Origin of the sequence: Weissella ceti, assembly GCF_018394055.1 — a bacterium.
Lineage (GTDB): Bacteria > Bacillota > Bacilli > Lactobacillales > Lactobacillaceae > Weissella > Weissella ceti.
Map to the genome: position 1 here is coordinate 628,153 of NZ_CP074441.1, position 19,681 is coordinate 647,833.

Consider the following 19,681-nt stretch of genomic DNA (forward strand, 5'->3'; position numbering starts at 1 on the left):
AATTAACTGATGCCATTGTTTCAGCGTATTTCTGATAACTATTAACTTTTCACAAGTTACTTGTGGTGACTCTCAATTGATTATTTAAAGCGTGTAACTCATCAAAAATATTTTAAATATTTGGGGCTATTGTTGTTATTGCGATCTTAGAATTAGTGTAACAACACATAAATGAATGCAATCAACAAACTGATACCTTCCGCTAGAGACATTGTCAGCTAACTCCTTTCTACAGATTTTGATGTGTTGGTTTTTTGCACCATACGCACCACCACCTTTCGATGAAAGTCAGCCACCGTCCTATTAACTTGTATCCTCAGCTTATCATGTTAAATTTATAAACACAATCTAAAAACTCCTCTAATCATTGATATGACAGTGTTCATACGTATCTCAAAGACTTTAAATCTATCCTCAAGAATATGAATTGTATATTTAATAAGCTAGATTAACTAATAAAAAACCACCCAAATTTGAGTGGTTGGTATAATTATAAACTTATAATTTATTTGTCGTATACACCCATTGGTTGATGCTTGTTTCCTGAATTGATTTCATCCATAAACGCATCAGCATAGTCAGCATAACTAATATAACTCTTACCATTTTCATCCACTCCCAAGTTCTCACCTGAGAAATAATGATGTCCAGTATGTGGTGCATCAAATTGCATGTCCAATGGTGGTGTCATGTAAAGCCAATTAAATGACGTGTCATTCTTCAACAACTCATATGCCGCAACTTCATTTTCAGCCAAAGGCTTAATGAATGCTGGTAAATCAGGTGAGTCAATCACACGTGAATGATCTGGTAAATATGAAACTCCTGCTCCACCAGCAATAATCAATCTCGTCTTTGTACCTTGAAAGATATCCATCAACTTTTGCATTGAAGTGCTAAATTGCTTCAAGTCATCTGATGGTGCATTGTAAGCATTAATCACAACGTCAAATTTTTCGATATCTTGAGTGATTAAATCAAAAAGATCTTTTTTCTCCACTACTAAATCATTGGTATTCGTTAGCTTTTCTGGATGACGGACAATTGCAGTTGTCTCATATCCTTCTTTCAATGAACGCTCTACTAATAGTGATCCTAGCTTACCAGTTGCACCAATAATTCCTACCTTCATTTTTGCTGTCCTCCAAATATTTTGTAATGTATTTGAGCTCTTTCAAGTTCCATATTTAATTATACGCCAAAGAACCTTTAAAAAAACTAAAAACAAATACAACTGTATGTATATATGAACGCATGAATATTATTAAACTGAACATATGCCTATTGGCTCAATAGTTATCGATCAGCGATATGGATATTTTAAATAAAAGCCATTCTTAGACGTTATATAAACGTACTCAGAGATGTTTTTGAATTTAAATCAAGGTATTTATCCATCTACAAACGCTGATGTTTTCTTACCTATTTAATTTAAAAAGCACTAAGTAACTCATCTTTGGGTTACTTAGTGCTTTTCTAATTATTTATTTACGAGCTATAAATTCAGCTTATTATCGCTTACGGTAATATACAAGTCCTAGCGCAAAACTTAACATAACACTTCCAATAACTGTCCACACATCTGTCGTTGTATAGCCAGTTTCTGGTAATGCGTCCGTGTTTATTTTGTGTTGCTTGTTTACGTTATTCCCTTGATTTCCGTTTACATCATTAGCCATAACGTTTGATGATTGTCCATCTTGCGCTGTGTTGTTTTCCGTAGATTCAACGATTTCATTAGACATTGCTGAATCCTTGTTTTCTGGTTCTGTTACAGAACTTTCATCGGGTGTTACTTCATCCTTATTTTCTGGTTCTGTCACAGAATTTTCATCAGGTGTTGTTTCATCCTTGTTTTCTGGTTCTGTTACAGAGTTTTCATCAGGTGTTACTTCATCCTTGTTTTCTGGTTCTGTTACAGAATTTTCATCAGGTGTAACTTCATCCTTGTTTTCTGGTTCTGTCACAGAATTTTCATCAGGTGTTACTTCATCCTTGTTTTCTTCTGTTACAGTATTTTCATCAGGTGTTACTTCATCCTTGTTTTCTGGTTCTGTTACCGGCGGTTCTACCTTATCACCAACACTGCTTCCACCACCAGCAGTGTTTCGTGTTTTCTTTCGAACTGTTAATCCAACCTTGTTCGCATCATATCGAATCCAAGCCATGTTGTCATATTCTGCCGCTTTACCACTATCAGTAACACGGGTCTTATAACGCACTAGCAACTCTTCATCAGGCATTACTTTATCCATAGTAAATCCAAATCCACGATCATTGTCAGTAAATGTTACTGAATAACGTGATGGATCTACTGCTGTACTTTGTCCATTTTTACGAATAACAAACTCAAATGAATCCTTAATATAATCTAATCCGGCTCCAAGTTCGTCTCCGCCTTCAATGTTTTCCATCAAAGCGTTGAAACCATTGTAGTTAAGTTGTAGTTCGTAATTGATGATTGTTTGATCTTTAGGATCCATCTCTCCGAATTTACTAAACTCACTGGCTTCATATTTTACACCTTTTTGAAGAACGTTGTGTTTTTCAACAGTTCCTCTAACAGGTAATTGTACTTCTACAGGACCATCAGTCACGCCAGATTCATTTTGGTCCCATTTCGTTGATACGAAAAATGAACCGCGATTATTCTGCTTTTCTGTTGCACGATCTGTAAAAGTCAGCTTCAACTTACCAGTGCCTTCTTCAAATGATGCTTTAGCCACAACCACGCCATCAGCATTCTTAATGTCAAAGTCACTAAGTTGAGACACCTTCAATACTTTTGGCAATTCTACTGACATAGAATCCCCAGGTTTCACTGTATCGGGGTATGCAAAATCATACGATAGACGGAAATCTTCTAAATCTTTCACTTCGATTCCACTATCTAATACATTCTGATTTGCGCTATTTATTAATGTTACGTTCGTCAAAAATTGTGAACCGTAATCAGTGGCTGCAGATGCAGTAACATTAATACCAAAAATCCCAAATAACAATAAAACAATTATAAACAATGTTTTCTTAAAATGACTCATTGCCTAAATCCTCCATGATTATTTAATTAAATAGAAAAACATACACATCACTCGGCATCCTAGATATGACATACACGTGTTTTCAAAATATATTAAAAAACAAACCTTAAACGAAACTTACAGAGAAAACAAAACAAATTATTAATATATACTTTTGCATATTTAATTACTCATGTTTTTTTATTGTTTTTTCCAAGAAAACATATTTTTTATCTATAAAAATTATCAAAAAACCCAATTTTAATCATTTTATTTTTTATAAAATACATAAATAACATCTTTAAATATCCTTTCTATTTGAAAAAACAAAAACCCGAACAATTCATCTTATAAAAAGAAAACAGGAAAAGACATACAATGTAAATCATTTCCACAAAAACGAAACCCGCTTATCTCTTTGGTTTCGTTTTTAATTTTTTAAAATATAAAAAGTTGTAAAAAAACTAGAAATACGATATATATCAAAAAACAAACATTGATTCCTCAGTATGAGCGCAATATCGAGTCAACATCCATATATACCATTCGGACATCCCCACCCACATACAGAAAAAAAGGGACCATGCGCTTGCATAGTCCCTTTCATGTTACTTATCAAAAAATTGAAGACAGTCCTGTTTACATTAAACAAAGTCGCCATTAAACCCAAAAGTCTTTTTTCCTTTATAGGTGTAATCAGTCAATTTGCCACGATATGTGTATTCTCGTTTAGTACCTTTACCTTGAATATCAATTTCCTTCCCTGATAGCAAGTCATTGATTTCATTTGCAGTAAACGTATGTTTTCCCCATTTAGCGTTAAAAGAAACTTCTTTACCAGTAGGTGTGTACATCCCCGTTATTTTCTCTTTTGGTACGTGTTTTTTGGTACGTTTAGTAGGTTTTGCAAAGTGATCAGCGAGTGATTCCGCATTTTTTAGAATCACAGGCATATCGTTTTTGATGGTTAATTCAATTGAGTTTTGTGCATAAGCCATACTTGTTTCTTGACGACCAACCTCTTTAAAGATATCAAAAATACGTTTCGTAATAGATGGATTAGCAATAAACGTGCCTTTTACAAGATATGCAGAGATAGCCCCTTCATTCGTAAGTTTTATTTTACCCTTCGTATCTATAAAATAGGCATTTTTACCACTTGAAAGATCTGAAAATGTAGATGTTCGAGTGGCTCCTGTTCCAATATCATACTTTTCAAGAAAGGTCTTTAACCATTGCCAAGTGGGCTGTTGTGGTTTTGGATTTTGTCCTTCATGAACAAACATATTGGCAGTATTCCCAATCCCATCACTGGTTTGATCTTCTTTCTCAGCATCTCCATCTTGGTAGACCAATTTCCAATTCATATGAACAGGCATATTTAATACAGATGTGAACATCGGTGCTTCTTGAATATTTGCTTTAATTTGACGGTAAACATAATCTTCAGCGAACATCGCTAAGAAATTCTTAGCTAACACTTGATATATACGTGCGGCAGATGCTCCGAACTTCTGTAACGCATCTAATGACGTTGGCACCTTTTCACCAGGACGATTAGCCCCATGTGCTCCTTCATCCTTAATATGGGTCTTTCTGGCGGTGCGGTGTGTTAATAGCGTCGTTGGCACACCCACAACCCCTGCAATTTGATCAACCATTGGTAAGAGGTCCATAAATTGTTCAGTGGTAATGGTACGATCTTCTGTACGTGGGTATGAAACAATTTGTGCTTCATACATTTTCTGATAGGTTGCTAAGACATCTTTTGCCTTGAAACCTTCTTTGGCTAATACTGCGGACAGTGATGACAGGTCCAGTAATTTTGGTGGTGCTTGGCGTTTTTCTTGGTCCGCAACAATCTGTGGTGTCCCGACTAGTGGATAAGGACCACTGGTCATGTCTGTTTCAGCAGCTCGTTTATTTGGAAAACGAAAAGGAATTACGTCTAATCCTTTCGTTGAGCGGGTATACACATTTCCCTTATTATCCTTATAGCGAGCTTCATAGAAAGGAACCCGTTGATAGTTTTTAATCGCTTCTTCTTGTTCATAGACCTTGTAGATCATTGCCGACTTTAAACGGCCTTGACGAGAGAGCAATTTATAACCTTGTTGCTCGGCTCCCTTTGTCGCAATACGGGTAAGTTGCATTGACGCAAAATCCCAACGACTACGTGCCATCCCCATCAATAGGTCACCATCCTGTGTTGGGTCACTGACATCACGTAACGCATGAAACGCTTTTTGGATACTCTTGGCCGATTCATCCATAAAATCAGCACGTAAGACTTGACCACGCCAACCAATTGCTTGAATCGCTTCCCATGCCAACAATTCACCTTCACCGGATGGATCATTATCCGTCGCAATCACTAAAGCGTCTACTTGCTTCGCTTGTAGTTTTAACTCATCTAATAACTTTTTAGTTGATTCAATCTTACCCGTACGGAGATTCTTGGATTTAATGTACGTGTTCTTCCAAGCAAATTGTGATAAGTCCCAAGGCAAGTATTCTAATCGCCAACTAGCTAGTTGTTCCTCTAAGGCCTTTGGTACTTGCTTCTCTGGTCCATGTAGTTGCATCACATGTCCGCGCAAACTCGTTAATTCATAATCGAAATCCAAATAATGACCTTGCTTACCTCCCAAGGCCTTTTCAAAGTTTTTTCGGGCGCTTGGTTTTTCGGTGATAATCAAATATTTCATTGCCAATTGCCTCCCATACATAGTCTCTTACAGTTTCTGACGTTACTGTATTATTTATCCATTGTACTATGAAAAACACTGAATTTGGTTATTCCTCTAGTTGGAAATCATGGTCATATGTTCAAACAGTCATATAAAAAGACCATGTTTTCACATGGTCTTGCTGGCATATATATTTTCGCTTAGCCATTAACATTATGGCTTATAGCGTCATTGTTAACCATTCAAGTCAATAAAATCAAACACATCAAAATCAAATAACCCTTGGTCTGTTAACTTTAGATCTGGGATCACAGGTAACGCCATAAAGGACAGCGTTATAAATGGGTCAAAGGGAACATCGCTGGGATCACAGGTAACGCCATAAAGGACAGCGTTATAAATGGGTCAAAGGGAACATCGCTGATTTGTGTAAAGGCCGCTTGTAACGCACCATATTGTTCCGCAACAATCTCAAATGGCGCGTCTGACATGACGCCACCAATACTCAATGGTAGAGCAACAATCGTATCAGGATCAATAACCACGACCAAACCACCATTCATTTCGCGCAATACATCTGCAGCTTTGAGCATCGCTTCGTCGTCTACACCAGCAATAATCACATTATGTGAGTCGTGGGCCACTGTTGCACCAATTGCACCTCTGGTTAAGTTAAATCCACTGATAATTCCCGTAGCAGCCCCCAAGTCATGATAACGTTCTGCCACGACCAATTTTTGAAATTGTGAATTAGGTATGAATTCACTTTCCATATTGGTCGGTACCTGTGTTACTAGATGCTCCGTTGCAATATGATTGGGTACAATCCCAATCACATTTGTTTGATTACTCGTAATTGGTACGGACAACTGTTCTTTAGTCAAGGTAAAGTTTAGTGGTGTCACGGGGGTTTGAATAGTTGATGCACTCCTCTGATTCTGTTCACTCACCCAGCAACCATTGACCATTGTATCTGTAATCACAAAGTTCGCTTTATCTTGGAAGACAATTAAGTCAGCCACATATCCGTCATTTAATGCACCGACATCCCGCAACTTTTCAGCTTGAGCTGCATTGTAACTAGCCATTGTTAAGACCATTTCTATTGGCAAGCCCTCTTCCAATGCAATTCGGACACTATCATCAATTGAACCTTTATTCAAAAGATCCACAACTGTTTTATCATCTGTTGCAAAGCTAAAACGACTAAAATTATTTGACGTAACCGCTGCAAGCACAGCCTTTTCATCTTGTTCAACTGTTCCTTGACGAATCAAAATATTCATCCCCGCCGCTAAACGATCATGAGCTTCTGCCACACTGGTTGTTTCATGATCTGAGCTAATCCCTACTTGTCGATAAATTGAGAGCTGTTCTCGGTTTAACCCCGCCCCATGACCATCAACTTGTTTATTGTACGCCAAAGCATCTGTAATCTTAGTCACCATATCGATATCTTGATTAGCCACGGCTGGAAAATCCATTACCTCCGCTAAGCCATTCACACGTTCATGCATGTAAAATGGCTTTAAATCAGCTGCTTTCAGCGTAGCCCCAGCATGCTCAAAAGGCACTGCTGGTACAGAAGAAGGTAACATAAAATGAAAATTAGTTAGACTATTTTCAGCATCGTCCAGCATAAATTGAATACCCGTTTGTCCATTAACACTGGCCAATTCGTGTGGATCAGCGACACCAGATGTTACACCATGCATCGCTAACAAACGCCCTAGTTCAGCTGGTCGTAATAAACTACTTTCGATGTGCAAATGCGCATCAATTAAGCCTGGTGCAATATATGCCCCCTTAGCATCATAAACCGTATCAGCTCGCAACGTGTCACTTGCACCACGCATGATAATCTTTTCTCCCTCAATCCACAACTCTGTATTTTCAAATTGTTGTGTAAAGACATCTAAAATTTTCGCATTAATGATATGTAACATTCTAATTTGTCCTTTCGTTCCCCAAAAACTCATTACCAGTAGAATTGTTACTTAGTATACAGCGATTACTCAGATTCACCTATTAAGATTTTTCTCATTATTAGAAAAACGTTTAACCAACTAACCAGCCCATCCGAAAAACAATTTAACATACATTAAAAATACCATTTTTCGTAAAACATGCGAAAAACAATCTCTACATAAATCACTTTTATATACTATGATCAATGAAGAACGAATAACAATTATCGTTGTCACATTGTCAATATGCAAGCAATCAAACATGTTACATATAGGTATTTCATTTAGCCATGTCAAACAAGTGACCTTACACCACTAACGCAACATTTAACTTTTCAGCCTATCTAACGATGCTTCATACCGTTTTCGCTGATCATCTGACATAAACAAACTCACAAACAACTTATCTGTATCACTTAACGCCTCCCAAACTTTTTTCTCTTTCTTCGTTCGTAAATTCACTTTGATGACTTTAGTAAGTTTTAATCGATCTGATTCATTCAATTGCGTATATACATCTGATAAACTTTGCACTTGTGTTACCGTTAAAGCAACATATCATCGAGCATATTTTGAACAATTTGTTTTTTTACCACTGTTTCCGTAATTAAATGACTAACAATTTCCACCTTTAACGCTTCATGTTTTTCACGTTCAACTTGATGTCGTTTCGTCATTAACGACTCATTGATACTACGTAGTTCTATTGCACTAACATCATCGCCAATCTGTTTTATATTTTCGTTTCCAACTAACATATTCGTCCCTCGATACTCTTTTACATTTTATTTTTCACACTCTTAATGCAATAAATCGATTTCACTGCACGTAAAATATTTATCTAAAATCATGTATCCTGATACACAAAAACACCCTTAAAGAAAAATCTTTATGGGCATTCATTAAATGTCTGTTCATTGTGCTCATTCAAATCGAACTCGCGCATAATAGTATGGGGTGAAAAGTAAATAATTGTGTTATGTGCACCAATCCCCTTATTAAGGTTAATAAAGGCTGGTCTTGTTCCCTAAATTTCTAGGTGTCTTCTATGTGTCAGTATGTTGTCATTGCTTAAATTGGGGCTGCTTCTAGCTTCCAATTCAATGTAACTTCATATTCTTTAGCCAATGGCGTAACGCCAGTTTGTGCATTCATTGTTACACCATCAGTCGTATTGGTCTCTGTATCTGGTGTTCCAAATTGACCAAAGGTCGTTCCTTGTCCAGCCCCAACTTCAGCGTTCATAATAGTACTGTCACCATTACCCGCATTTAGCTTTTGCTCATACGATGTCACACCATTCGTTAATTCTTGACCATCAAAGCCCATCACTTTCGCCTTTCCGAATGAAATGTATGATCCAGGCAAAGGCGTCTGCGCATCATCCTTAGTCTTGAATTCTCCGTCTTGGCTTACCTTCAAATGCCATCCAGCCGCAGTTCCACGCATGTCAGAAATTTGCATATATGGTGCAATTTTATTTCCAGCAGAGGTGTCGATCAACTTAGCATTGATGTTCTTACCCATCTTATCAACTTTTTGTTCACCGAAATCCATATCTGATAGATATGTAATTTTCAGCAAGGCTTCGCTTTCTGTACCTTGATTGTCACCCGGTGTTTCTGGATTCTCTGGATCTGTCCCTGGTACTTGCGGCTTTTCTGGATTAGTGTCCGCAGGTTTAAAGAGCACCTTCGCAGTTGTTGCCGCATCTTGACCCTGTGCATCGTAATTTGCTGCTTGTGCAGAAGGTGTTGCCAGTAAAGTACCAGCAAATGTAAGTGCTAATGTAGTTAATAGTCCCATTGAAGTCGTCTTCATAAATTTTCCCTCTTTCTTTGTTATACATACGACTGTGTTCTAAAACATCTCCCAATTGTTTACTGATGATTAATCGAGCATCACCTCCTTTGCAAGATATCGTTTGTACCTTTATCTTGTTTAAATGAATAAGTCGCTATAGATCCTGGCTTTAATCATCTAATTGATGCTCTTTTTGTTTTGCTCGCATTTTAGGATAGGCGTAACCTAGACCAATTACCACCGCAATCATGAATAACCCAATCAACCAGTACCATAAATTATCTTTGTGAATCGTTACATCTTGATCATTAAAATGTGTTGCATCATCATCTGAAATCACGAGCTCTTTTTCAAAGTGCCATTTACGATCTTTATTTTTAATATCCAACTTAACTAGATATGTGCCCGGGTCCCATTTTTTTGATCCCCTAAAGGCACAACCCAATCAAACAAACTGTATGGGGCAATATTATGGTCCTTTTCTTCGACATCTAAAACAGTCTTCTTCGTTTCTTTATTAATTACAACCACTTGCGCATCTATGCCTTTAATAAAATCACCGCCTCTGGCTGATAAAGTCGTTTTCAGGGCGTTCCGTTTGTTCCACTGTGCCAATGCAACCTTGTCTAAGGTCAATTGAGGTTTACTTGGTTTATCTTTCTCACTCACCACAAAACCAACAACATATGAATATTTGTTCAACACAGTTGGACTATTTGCATCCTTCTCTTGCTTGTCTTTTCCGTCTGTACGTTCTGCAAACGTAAATCCACCAGACACAATACCCTCAAACGATTTCTTTGGCATCTGCAATTGATATTTAATGTCTTTCTTTGATTTTGGTGGCAAAACAATAACCCTTGGCCCCCTAATCGTTTTATCGTCCATTTTTACGGGCAAATTATCAGTCGATCTTAAGGTACTATTGCCATAATCAACTTGCATTTGTTTATTGGTTTTTGCCGTATCAGTGTATACATCAACAGTAACCTCATGATTACTTTCATTTACGACGCGAAATGTTAAATCTTCAACTTGTGTTGGTTGCATTTGTAAATTAAAATAACCATGGAATATTCCTTTTTGGCTTTTAGATGGCAAGGGTGTCACGCCAATAACACTCGTTGCCTGACCTACTACAGTAGTTGTCTGCAACGTTGCTAATAATAAGCCAGCTAGTACTAATATTTTTGTTTTAGCTTTCATCTGAAACTCTCTCCTTACAATCCGAATATCACTATAAAGTGATTGTGATTTGTAGAACCCGTTCTATAGCAAGCGTTTTTCGAAAGGAATTTATCAATATGTCAATTAACGAAATTGCCGCCCTTGCAAATGTAAGCAAAGGGACTGTGTCACGTGTCATCAACAACAAAGGATATGTCAGTGAAGCGACTCGTAAAAAGGTCGAAGATGTGATTCGCGAAAACAATTATGTACCTAACCAATTAGCGCGTAATTTAAGTAATGGTAATTCAAAAACTGTCGCCATTATGTGCCCATATCCTGGCTATGAATGTATTACACGCGGTATTTTAGCGGCCGCCTGTGAAGCTGATTATGCGGCTGTCTTCTTTGAGACACATCTCAATCCCGAAAAAGAGCGCCATATTTTAAACTTATTAAAAGAACATTATTTCGATGCCCTAATTATCTTGCGTTGTTCTCTCCCTTATTCAGAAATTGAAGAGTATCAAACTGAAAAAAATAATATTGTAACGTGTCAAATGAATGACTCTGATAAAATTTCGACCCTAGCCTTAGATTTCACATCGTTGCAAACGAGCATTACGAACTTTATTAAGTATCGTCAAGAAGACTTCGGGATTGTTTTATCTCGCGATGCGATTATGGCTGATGAAATTCAAACGACGATGCATGCAACTTATAATGAGTTACAAGCTGACAACCAATTCGTTTATCAAATCGAACCAGGGATGGCTGGAGGAATCGATTTCGCCGAATACATCATCGAGAACAATGAAATGGCTACTCTCCCAGATGTCATGTGGTTTGATGATGTAACTACGGCTGCTGGTTTTAAGCAAACATTCCAATTTGCCAATTTAGATGTTCCAGATATTATTGTTTTAGGTGTCAGTCCTTTAGCTCAATTTGCGCAATTCATTACCTTGAGTTGTCATGAATATAAATATGGACAATTAGTTTACAATTTAATTGGTCAACCAATTAGCAAAGAGCTCCTAACATCTAATGTCACTTTGCCCTCTAAGCTTAATCCTGAATTAGCTTAGTATAATTACTACAGTCATCAATCCCCCATAACTAGATATGATTTGATAGTTATGAGGGTTTTTATTATTAAAGTGTTTATGTACCGTCATGTCACTTGCGAAACATACGATTTTATTATGAATAATTTTAAAAAATTGTATCTTATCTTGACTATTTAACATGACTACTACATAATTATGTTTACGAAACCAAATTAGTGTTCTTAAAATTTCACCACTAATGTGTGATCGTTATCCAGACGGATATATACATAGTTATACAATAGTTGCATGCAGCTATTTGAACCACCTTCCCCCGAGGTGGTTTTTTTGTATACGCATATCTAATTTTTCAGTATGTAAGAGTCGCTTGCATACAAAAAAGCCTACCTATGATCCTTCAGGTAGGCTTTTTATTTTAAATTAAAAATTGAACGGCTTACTTATTTGGTCGCATCCTCTTGCTTAAACAAAAGATCAACCATACGTTGTGATGCTTTACCGTCATCCATTGGTGTATACGTTGCACGGAATGTTGTCCATGCATCCCCAAATAATGTCATATAATCATCCGCATGATTAATCGCATCCGCTAATTCTTGTTGCGAATTCACGATCCAACCAGGTGCAGTTGGCAAATATGGCATTAATCCACCACGTGTTTCTTCATACAATGCTAAGTCTGGGACCAAGAAGATCATTGGTTTACCAGTTTGCGCATAATCAAAACGTAATGATGAGTAGTCTAATACAGCCATGTCTGAGGCAATGATCAAATCAAGAATTTCTGGGTATGCCGTCACATCAATCACATTGTTGGCATCAACAGTATCCCCTGCACGACGATTCATCATGTGTCCACGAATCAACAGTACGTACTCATCTCCTAACTGCTTTGCTAATTTGTTGTAATCAACAAAATCCACACGATGTGAAGCAAATTCAGTGTCAGATGCATAGTCACGGTAAGTCGGTGCATAAAGCACAATCTTCTTATCCATCCCAATGTGCAAACGTTGACGTACTTGTTTATTAATATCCGCACGTTCAGTGGCACGATTAGCATCAACTAAAATATCATTTCGGGGATGCCCAACTTCTAGCATCTTACCATAGAAGTTAAAGCTATCTTGATATAATGGCGTCGCATATGGTGCTGGTGACAAAATAAAGTCCCATTGCGCTTCACGATCTTGGAATGATTTAATTCGCGCTAAAGTGTATTCTTTATCTTCATAGAATGCACGCCCCATTTGCTTATAAGGATACCCGTGGAATGCTTGTACAATACGTTGGCCAGGCTTCTTATGCATATAATTAATTTGGTGCACATTTTCAACTACAGTACCAGCCGTAGCCAGAATATCAAACCATTCTGCCGAATTGATGATGACACGATGTGTTCCTGCTGGCACGGCAATATGTTGGTTTTGGACTGCCCAATAAATTGTTAAATCCTTATCTGGACGTTTTAGAATCTCTTCCGTCAACGCAACCGCATTATCAGTTACTGATTCACCATAATAAGTACGGAACAATACTTTTTTGGGGTCAACCGGCTTTGATGAATTCAAGTATTCTGACAATAAACGACTCCAACCGTAGCCACCCTTATCTTCGTCGGGCATCTCATTAAAGAATTGAACACGCAATTTACGCTTGCTGTAATTAAAATCGATACGATGGTTATGAATAGCATCGTGATATCCATCAAATGGCAAACTTTTAACGAATGCTTCATCGTAGAATGTATTAAATTCTCGATTTCTTAAATTTTTAAATGAAATCGTGTATTGCGTAATTGGCAATGGTACTTCTTGACCAAAGACACTATGCGTCAATGCAACCTCTACATGATTTACTTGTTCACCATTTAAATGGATGCGTTGCTTAATCTTAGCCTTTTTCGCGACAACATCCACGCACACATCCAGTCCCTCCGCGGGAACATTTAATGCGCGTACATCCATGTGTAAGGTATTATCCGTAACTTGTGCATGCTTGACCTCAACAACCGGTGCGACCATTAATTTAGCATTGCCAGTGGGCAAATTAGTCATTGCCACGTTGTGATCAACGATGGGATTTTGGGTGTCAATTAAACTCAAAACCGGATTGCTTTGTGTATCTAACAAATTAAATTGCCAATTTTTTTGTTTTGGACGATGCTTTGTCAAAATATCTTTCAAAATATGATACAGACGACGCAACTTTTTAAGTGAAACGTGTACAGTATAGACATTTTCCTCATCTGAACTGTTGAGTTGTAATTTAAGCTTTTTCTTATGGCGGCCAATCGACACCATTTCGGCTGCAGCAAGTGGCACGCCTGACGTGATTTTAAAGCTTAGCTCAGCATCATTACTTGTTTGCAATTCAACTGTTGCCACTGGTACATATTCCAGGTAATAAAAACCACTCTTAGATGTTTTGTCTTTTTTTAGACAAATTTGGTTAGTCTTTGAAAGTGGTACATTTTGCCAGCGACCTGTTGAATTGTTTCGTACACGATTCACATCCGTAATGTATTCCTGACCACCTACCGAAATAACTACTTGTAGTCTTACACGTGTCTCGAGTTGTTGACACACTTGATTTGGCACCGTAAAACGATAGAAATTATCCGAATAATCTGCCCACCACTCTTTGTGCTCACGAATTGTATCTGGTTTTGCAAATTGAGCACTTGGTGTTAGTTCGAATAAGACATTGTCTTGTTCACCAGTTGGCTCAATTTCAACTAATTGCAGACGTACGTCATATGAAAACTCATGATCATCCAGCTTTGTTACATAGGCTTGAATGTCTAGATCTACACCATCTTCACCCGCATCAAATCCGCTAATAAACGCACGTGGCTGAAAATTCTCTGACAATACATGACCAGTCGAGCTAAACTCTCCAATATATTTCAAAGGAGACCAATCAACTACAGGTTGTCCTTGTTGACTAATCAATTTCATTTTGTAATTTGAAATGTTTGTTGCTTCTAATAAGGCTGAGAATGTCTCAACATCACCCTTTGCTAACAATTGATAGGCAACATCTACAATCGCATCTAATTGTGACTTATCAGCTAACAAATTATAAAATTGTGGCAACGCCTTAAAAATTAAAGCATTGTATTCATCGCTAACCTTATTGAATTGACGCATAATGTAACGGAAATCATTATTCAAATTTTGAACTAATCGCGCAGTTTTAACATGTTCATCTGCGTTTTCTGACAAAATTTCTAATGTTAGTTGTGCCGCATTCAGTCGTGCATATAGATCGTCGACCGTTACTTGGTGCGAAATAGATTCGTCACGTTGTACCCAGTGCACTTTATATGCACCAATTAAATCAATCCCATTCTTGGCACTCGCATACATTTTCGCAGTAAATGGTTGGTCTTCATATAAGATACCATCAATAAACGTTAGCCCTGCTTGTTCATAAAAAGATGCACGAATTAGTTTTCCCCATGCAGTAGATGCTTGTAGCACATTAGGAAATTCTTGCACTGTAAAGTGCTGCTTGGTTTGTGAAAACAATTGTTGCATCCACGCTCCTGGCAAATTGGTTTTCTTTGGATATTCTAAATCATATCCTGTAATCGCAACGTCTGACCCGGTTAACTCCAATGATGAAAATAACGTTTCTAAGGTATCATCTTCCATGTAATCATCTGGATCTATGAAGAACAAGTACTCACCACTTGCTGCTTCAACTCCAGCGTTACGTGCACTTGATAACCCACCATTGATCTTATTCACAACACGAACACGTGTATCTTTTTTCGCTAACTTTTCCGCAATCTGTTGTGTATTATCTTTTGATCCATCATTTACAATGATAATTTCGATGTTTGACAATGTTTGTTCCAAATATGATGTCACATTATCTTCTAGAAAATCAGCTGCATTGTACGCTGGTACAACCACACTTACTAGACCCGAAATGTACTGTTTAGTCGTTTCATTCATGAATACTTCACATTCCCCTTTGTTAACTGTAGCTCAGGTTTCTACTCTTGAAAAAACCTGTCTAATAGTTGAATTATACCATATCCAGGTAATCAAAACGTGTAACTTATGTGTCCCACAGGCCTCACTTATGAAAATAAATGCCCATATTGTCAAAACGGTCCACAAAATACTAAACGTGCTTAACAAATTGCCAGAACATGATAAACTGGTATTAATTGAGCACAAGGAGAAATTTATGCAAACCAACACACCAACGTCACGCTATATCATTACTAATGAAGTTTTCAATGCAATCACACACGGACTAGGCGTGCTACTCAGCTTGGTTGGGATGAGCTTACTTATGTTGAAAGGTGTGGCATTACATTCAACCGTTTATATTGTGTCTTATGCTATTTATGGCACAACCATGTTTTTGTTATTCTTATGTTCAACTTTATTTCACAGTTTCATTTTCACTCGTGCTAAAAAGGTCTTTCAAGTCTTTGATCACGATTCAATTTATTTACTCATCGCTGGTAGCTACACGCCGTTTTGTCTTCTAAGTATTAAGGGATGGTTAGGCTGGAGTTTATTCACAGTTATCTGGTTATTAGCAATAATCGGTATTGTTTACAAATCATTAACACTACGACACACGCACAAAATCTCTAACATCTCAACGCTTATCTATATTATTATGGGCTGGTTATGTTTAATTGCTATCAAGCCGCTCTATGACGCATTAAGTATTGAAGGTGTTGCTTTGCTAGCTGGTGGTGGCGTGGCCTATACAATTGGAGCTTTCTTTTACAGCCTAGCTAAGATTCGCTACATGCATGTTGTTTGGCATTTCTTCGTCCTACTAGGAGCATTTTTGATGTTTTTATCTGTGTACTGGTACACTTAATCGCTTCCATATACCCTTGACTCACACATTTTCACGTAAGGATATGAACCTTCATATACATGACAAATAGCACAACAAAAAAGCAGGCAAATCCTCACTGAGTTAAAAGGATTTGCCTGCTTTTTGTCGTCTAAATAACTAAATGTACGTTCATTTAATTTAAATAACGTCTTTGACAATATTTGTTAATATCTTACGCTGCGCAATAATCTTTAGAACACTCATAACGGCCGCTGTCTTGACAAACATCATCAAAACAAATGGGAAAACGCCCATTTGCAACCCTGCAATCAAAGATGTGTGCATAATGTTTGCTAACCAAATGCCACCAATGAATAATTGTAACGTTCCAGCTAGCAATAAACTCACCGTTACAGTTAGCCATTCATTCTTGGCTTGTCCCAATCGTCCGACAATCAATGGAAAGGCTAGTAATCCAATTAGATAACCACCTGTTGGCCCAGCAAACACCGCCCATCCGCCATGCCAATTGGCAAACACCGGTAATCCAAACCCACCTAACAAAAGATATGCCGCCACAAGCAACAAACCATTTCGACGTGACAATAGACATACCGCCATTGGGATAATAAAAGTTTGCATACTAAAGGGAACAATCCCTAATGGCACTGTCATTGGCGCTAACACCAGTACCATACTTAATAAAATACCTGTTAATGATAATTCTTTTACATTCATTTAATCTTCCTTCTTTTCCAACACATTCACATGTACTAACTCACCTGTATGAATAATTTTTTCACCTGATCCTGTCATGATGATTAGACCACCTCGTGAATCAATACCTTTAGCAATACCTGATATTACGTCATGACCAACTTCAGCCTGTATATGACGTTCTAGTACCATACAACTCTGTCGATAATGTTGTAAGATCTCATGATCGGAAAGTACAATACACGTCATTAACATCTCTTGGATATCTAGCATTAATTGCTTTGGATCTTGCATATACTTGTCGTTCAATATCCCCATCTTATTTTTCAAATCAGATGGGATAACTTGTGCATTCACATTTAGTCCGATACCAATTAGAAAGTAAGTCATATCCCCACATGTCTGCTTTTCAATCAAAATACCTGCGACTTTGCGATTTTTCATATACAAGTCGTTGATCCATTTAATCCCCACACCTTGATATCCATGAGCCGTTAAGGTACTAACCAACGCAATTGCTGTGGCATGCGTTAATAATGTATCTGAGCATTTTAACTGTTGGACTGGTAAAACAATCGTCATATACAAACCGTTGTTTGGTGAATAAAAAGGACGCTTAAAGCGTCCATAACCATTAGTTTGTGTTTTAGCAAATAAACAAGTTGGTGTACTGATTAAGCCAGCATCAAGTTGTCGTTTCGCTTCATATTGAGTTGAGTCTAGTGTCTCAAAAAACAATGTTTGCATTAGAATTTCCTAAAACGTGCTTGACGATCAATTACCAGTTCATCACCAGTCAAACGTTGTAATTGTTCCACCTCATCAGTTAACCAACTACGTAAGTAACGTAAAATCTTTCGCGGTCGCATGTCAGGTACAATGTGGTCAATCACCCCTTGTTGCTGCAATACGCCAGCTGTCAACCCCATGACATCAGCAGCTTCATTAGCTCTACTAGCATCACGCCAAAGGATTGAGGCAAAGCCTTCTGGACTTAATACTGAATAAGTCGCATGTTCAAACATGGCGACCCGATTGGCCACGGCAAGAGCTAAAGCTCCACCAGACCCACCTTCACCATAAATCACACTAAGGACTGGTACTTTTAAATCCATACTAGTTCGAATGGCATCTGCAATCGCACCACCTTGTCCCATTTGTTCTGCGCTCTTACCAGGATATGCTCCAGGTGTATTTACGAACATAATGACAGGTCGGTTAAATTTATCCGCTTGTTGCATAAGGTGCACAGCTTTACGGTAACCGGCTGGTTGTGGCGATCCGTTGTGTGTCTTTAGCTTTTCAGCTAAATCCTTACCTTTACGGGTCGCAATGACTGTGACTGGAACATCCCCTAACAATGCTAATCCACCAATAATACTATTATCTTCATGACCGCGATGATCACCATGTAATTCCACAAAATCATCAAACACTTGTTCAAAAAAGTCATAGCTATCAAAACGATCTTCACGTGCCTTCACAACTATTTCAGCCGCTGTCAGAGGCTTTTTTGTTGGTATCAGAGTTTCTTTTAAGCTCTTCATCCGTATTACCCCTTTCGTGTCGGTTGGTGTAATGTTACTAAGCGAGCAATTAATGTTGATAGGTGTTCTCGTGACACCACTTGATCAATATGCCCGTCACTTCGTAACATTTCAGCACGTTGAAAATCTAATGGTAGAGTCTCATGCATCGTTTGTTCGATTACTCGACGCCCAGCAAAACCAACCATTGCATGCGGTTCTGCGATGATTACATCACCGTCCATCGCAAACGATGCGGTCACACCGCCCATTGTCGGATCAGTTAAGACCACTAGATAAAACAAACCAGCTTTTGCATGATTATTAATGGCTCCTGAAATCTTCGCCATTTGCATCAGAGACAAAATACCTTCTTGCATACGGGCTCCACCAGACGCTGTAAATAACACCACTGGCAATTGATGAGACGTTGCATATTCAAATAGGCGAGTGATTTTTTCTCCAACCCCTTGGCCCAGTGAACCCATAATAAAATGCGTATCCATTGCACCAAGCGCAACTTGTGCACCTTGAATGTCCGCAATTCCGGTTACTACAGCTTCCTTCATCCCCGTCTTTTTTTGTAATTGTTGGCGCTTGGTCTCATAACCAGGAAAATCAACGGTTGGTCCGACCACATCAGCATCTAATTCTGTAAATGTCGTCGCAATTTGACCAATTCGTTCAGTTGCTGTTAAGCGAAAACCATAATCACATTCTGGACATACTTTCAAAACCCCTAATTGCTTTTCGTATAATCGTGTTCGACAGTACGGACAATCAATAAACAAATTGGTTGGCATTTGATCATATAAGGTTGTGTCACGTGTCACCTTTGTTAATTTAGTTGAACGTTTGAGGAAATCTAGCATGAGATATAAGCCTCACTTTCATTTAATTCCA

Annotated in this window: 14 protein-coding genes and 1 pseudogene; 2 read left to right on the plus strand and 13 right to left on the minus strand. The window is 38.0% G+C overall.

Annotated elements, in window-relative coordinates:
* Positions 1-505: 505 nt before the first annotated feature.
* The 8 genes and pseudogenes from KHQ31_RS03165 to KHQ31_RS03200 form a co-directional block, all read right to left on the minus strand.
* Entirely contained in the window at positions 506-1,132 is a 627-nt protein-coding gene (locus KHQ31_RS03165) for an NAD(P)-dependent oxidoreductase (protein ID WP_213409542.1), read from the minus strand.
* A 379-nt stretch (positions 1,133-1,511) separates the two neighbouring features.
* Positions 1,512-3,041, minus strand: coding sequence for an Ig-like domain-containing protein (locus tag KHQ31_RS03170; protein ID WP_213409543.1), 1,530 nt, complete (start codon positions 3,039-3,041; stop codon positions 1,512-1,514).
* Between the two features lie 623 nt (positions 3,042-3,664).
* Entirely contained in the window at positions 3,665-5,728 is a 2,064-nt protein-coding gene (locus KHQ31_RS03175; protein ID WP_213409544.1) for a DNA topoisomerase, read from the minus strand.
* 216 nt (positions 5,729-5,944) lie between these two features.
* A pseudogene (gene ade, locus KHQ31_RS03180) lies at positions 5,945-7,656 on the minus strand (adenine deaminase).
* 566 nt (positions 7,657-8,222) lie between these two features.
* Entirely contained in the window at positions 8,223-8,435 is a 213-nt protein-coding gene (locus KHQ31_RS03185; protein WP_213409545.1) for a hypothetical protein, read from the minus strand.
* Between the two features lie 313 nt (positions 8,436-8,748).
* Positions 8,749-9,498, minus strand: coding sequence for a WxL domain-containing protein (locus tag KHQ31_RS03190; RefSeq protein WP_213409546.1), 750 nt, complete (start codon positions 9,496-9,498; stop codon positions 8,749-8,751).
* 151 nt (positions 9,499-9,649) lie between these two features.
* The gene (locus tag KHQ31_RS03195) at positions 9,650-9,820 is read right to left on the minus strand and encodes a hypothetical protein (protein ID WP_265583744.1); all 171 of its coding nucleotides are present in this window, start codon (positions 9,818-9,820) and stop codon (positions 9,650-9,652) included.
* A 53-nt stretch (positions 9,821-9,873) separates the two neighbouring features.
* Positions 9,874-10,686, minus strand: coding sequence for a DUF916 domain-containing protein (locus tag KHQ31_RS03200; RefSeq protein WP_213409548.1), 813 nt, complete (start codon positions 10,684-10,686; stop codon positions 9,874-9,876).
* 98 nt (positions 10,687-10,784) lie between these two features.
* Here KHQ31_RS03200 and KHQ31_RS03205 point away from each other — a divergent pair, with 98 nt between their 5' ends.
* Positions 10,785-11,735, plus strand: a complete 951-nt coding sequence (locus KHQ31_RS03205) for a LacI family DNA-binding transcriptional regulator (RefSeq protein WP_213409549.1) — start codon at positions 10,785-10,787, stop codon at positions 11,733-11,735.
* 422 nt (positions 11,736-12,157) lie between these two features.
* Here the strand turns inward: KHQ31_RS03205 and KHQ31_RS03210 are convergent, their stop codons facing one another.
* The gene (locus tag KHQ31_RS03210; RefSeq protein ID WP_213409550.1) at positions 12,158-15,682 is read right to left on the minus strand and encodes a bifunctional glycosyltransferase/CDP-glycerol:glycerophosphate glycerophosphotransferase; all 3,525 of its coding nucleotides are present in this window, start codon (positions 15,680-15,682) and stop codon (positions 12,158-12,160) included.
* Positions 15,683-15,920: 238 nt separating this feature from the next.
* Here KHQ31_RS03210 and trhA point away from each other — a divergent pair, with 238 nt between their 5' ends.
* Positions 15,921-16,574, plus strand: a complete 654-nt coding sequence (trhA, locus tag KHQ31_RS03215; RefSeq protein WP_213409551.1) for a PAQR family membrane homeostasis protein TrhA — start codon at positions 15,921-15,923, stop codon at positions 16,572-16,574.
* Between the two features lie 159 nt (positions 16,575-16,733).
* Here trhA and KHQ31_RS03220 read toward each other — a convergent pair whose 3' ends face one another.
* The 4 genes from KHQ31_RS03220 to KHQ31_RS03235 are packed head-to-tail and all read right to left on the minus strand — an operon-like array spanning position 16,734 to position 19,650.
* The gene (locus tag KHQ31_RS03220) at positions 16,734-17,273 is read right to left on the minus strand and encodes a biotin transporter BioY (protein WP_213409552.1); all 540 of its coding nucleotides are present in this window, start codon (positions 17,271-17,273) and stop codon (positions 16,734-16,736) included.
* Positions 17,274-17,999: a biotin--[acetyl-CoA-carboxylase] ligase gene (locus KHQ31_RS03225; RefSeq protein WP_213409553.1), complete on the minus strand. Its 726-nt coding sequence runs from the start codon at positions 17,997-17,999 to the stop codon at positions 17,274-17,276.
* On the minus strand, positions 17,999-18,799 hold the full coding sequence (gene accA, locus KHQ31_RS03230) for a carboxyltransferase subunit alpha (protein WP_213409554.1): 801 nt from the start codon (positions 18,797-18,799) through the stop codon (positions 17,999-18,001). The genes KHQ31_RS03225 and accA overlap by 1 nt, the downstream gene beginning before the upstream one ends.
* A gap of 5 nt (positions 18,800-18,804) precedes the next feature.
* Positions 18,805-19,650 (minus strand): acetyl-CoA carboxylase carboxyltransferase subunit beta, encoded by an 846-nt coding sequence (locus tag KHQ31_RS03235; protein ID WP_213409555.1) that lies wholly within the window; start codon positions 19,648-19,650, stop codon positions 18,805-18,807.
* Positions 19,651-19,681 lie beyond the last annotated feature (31 nt).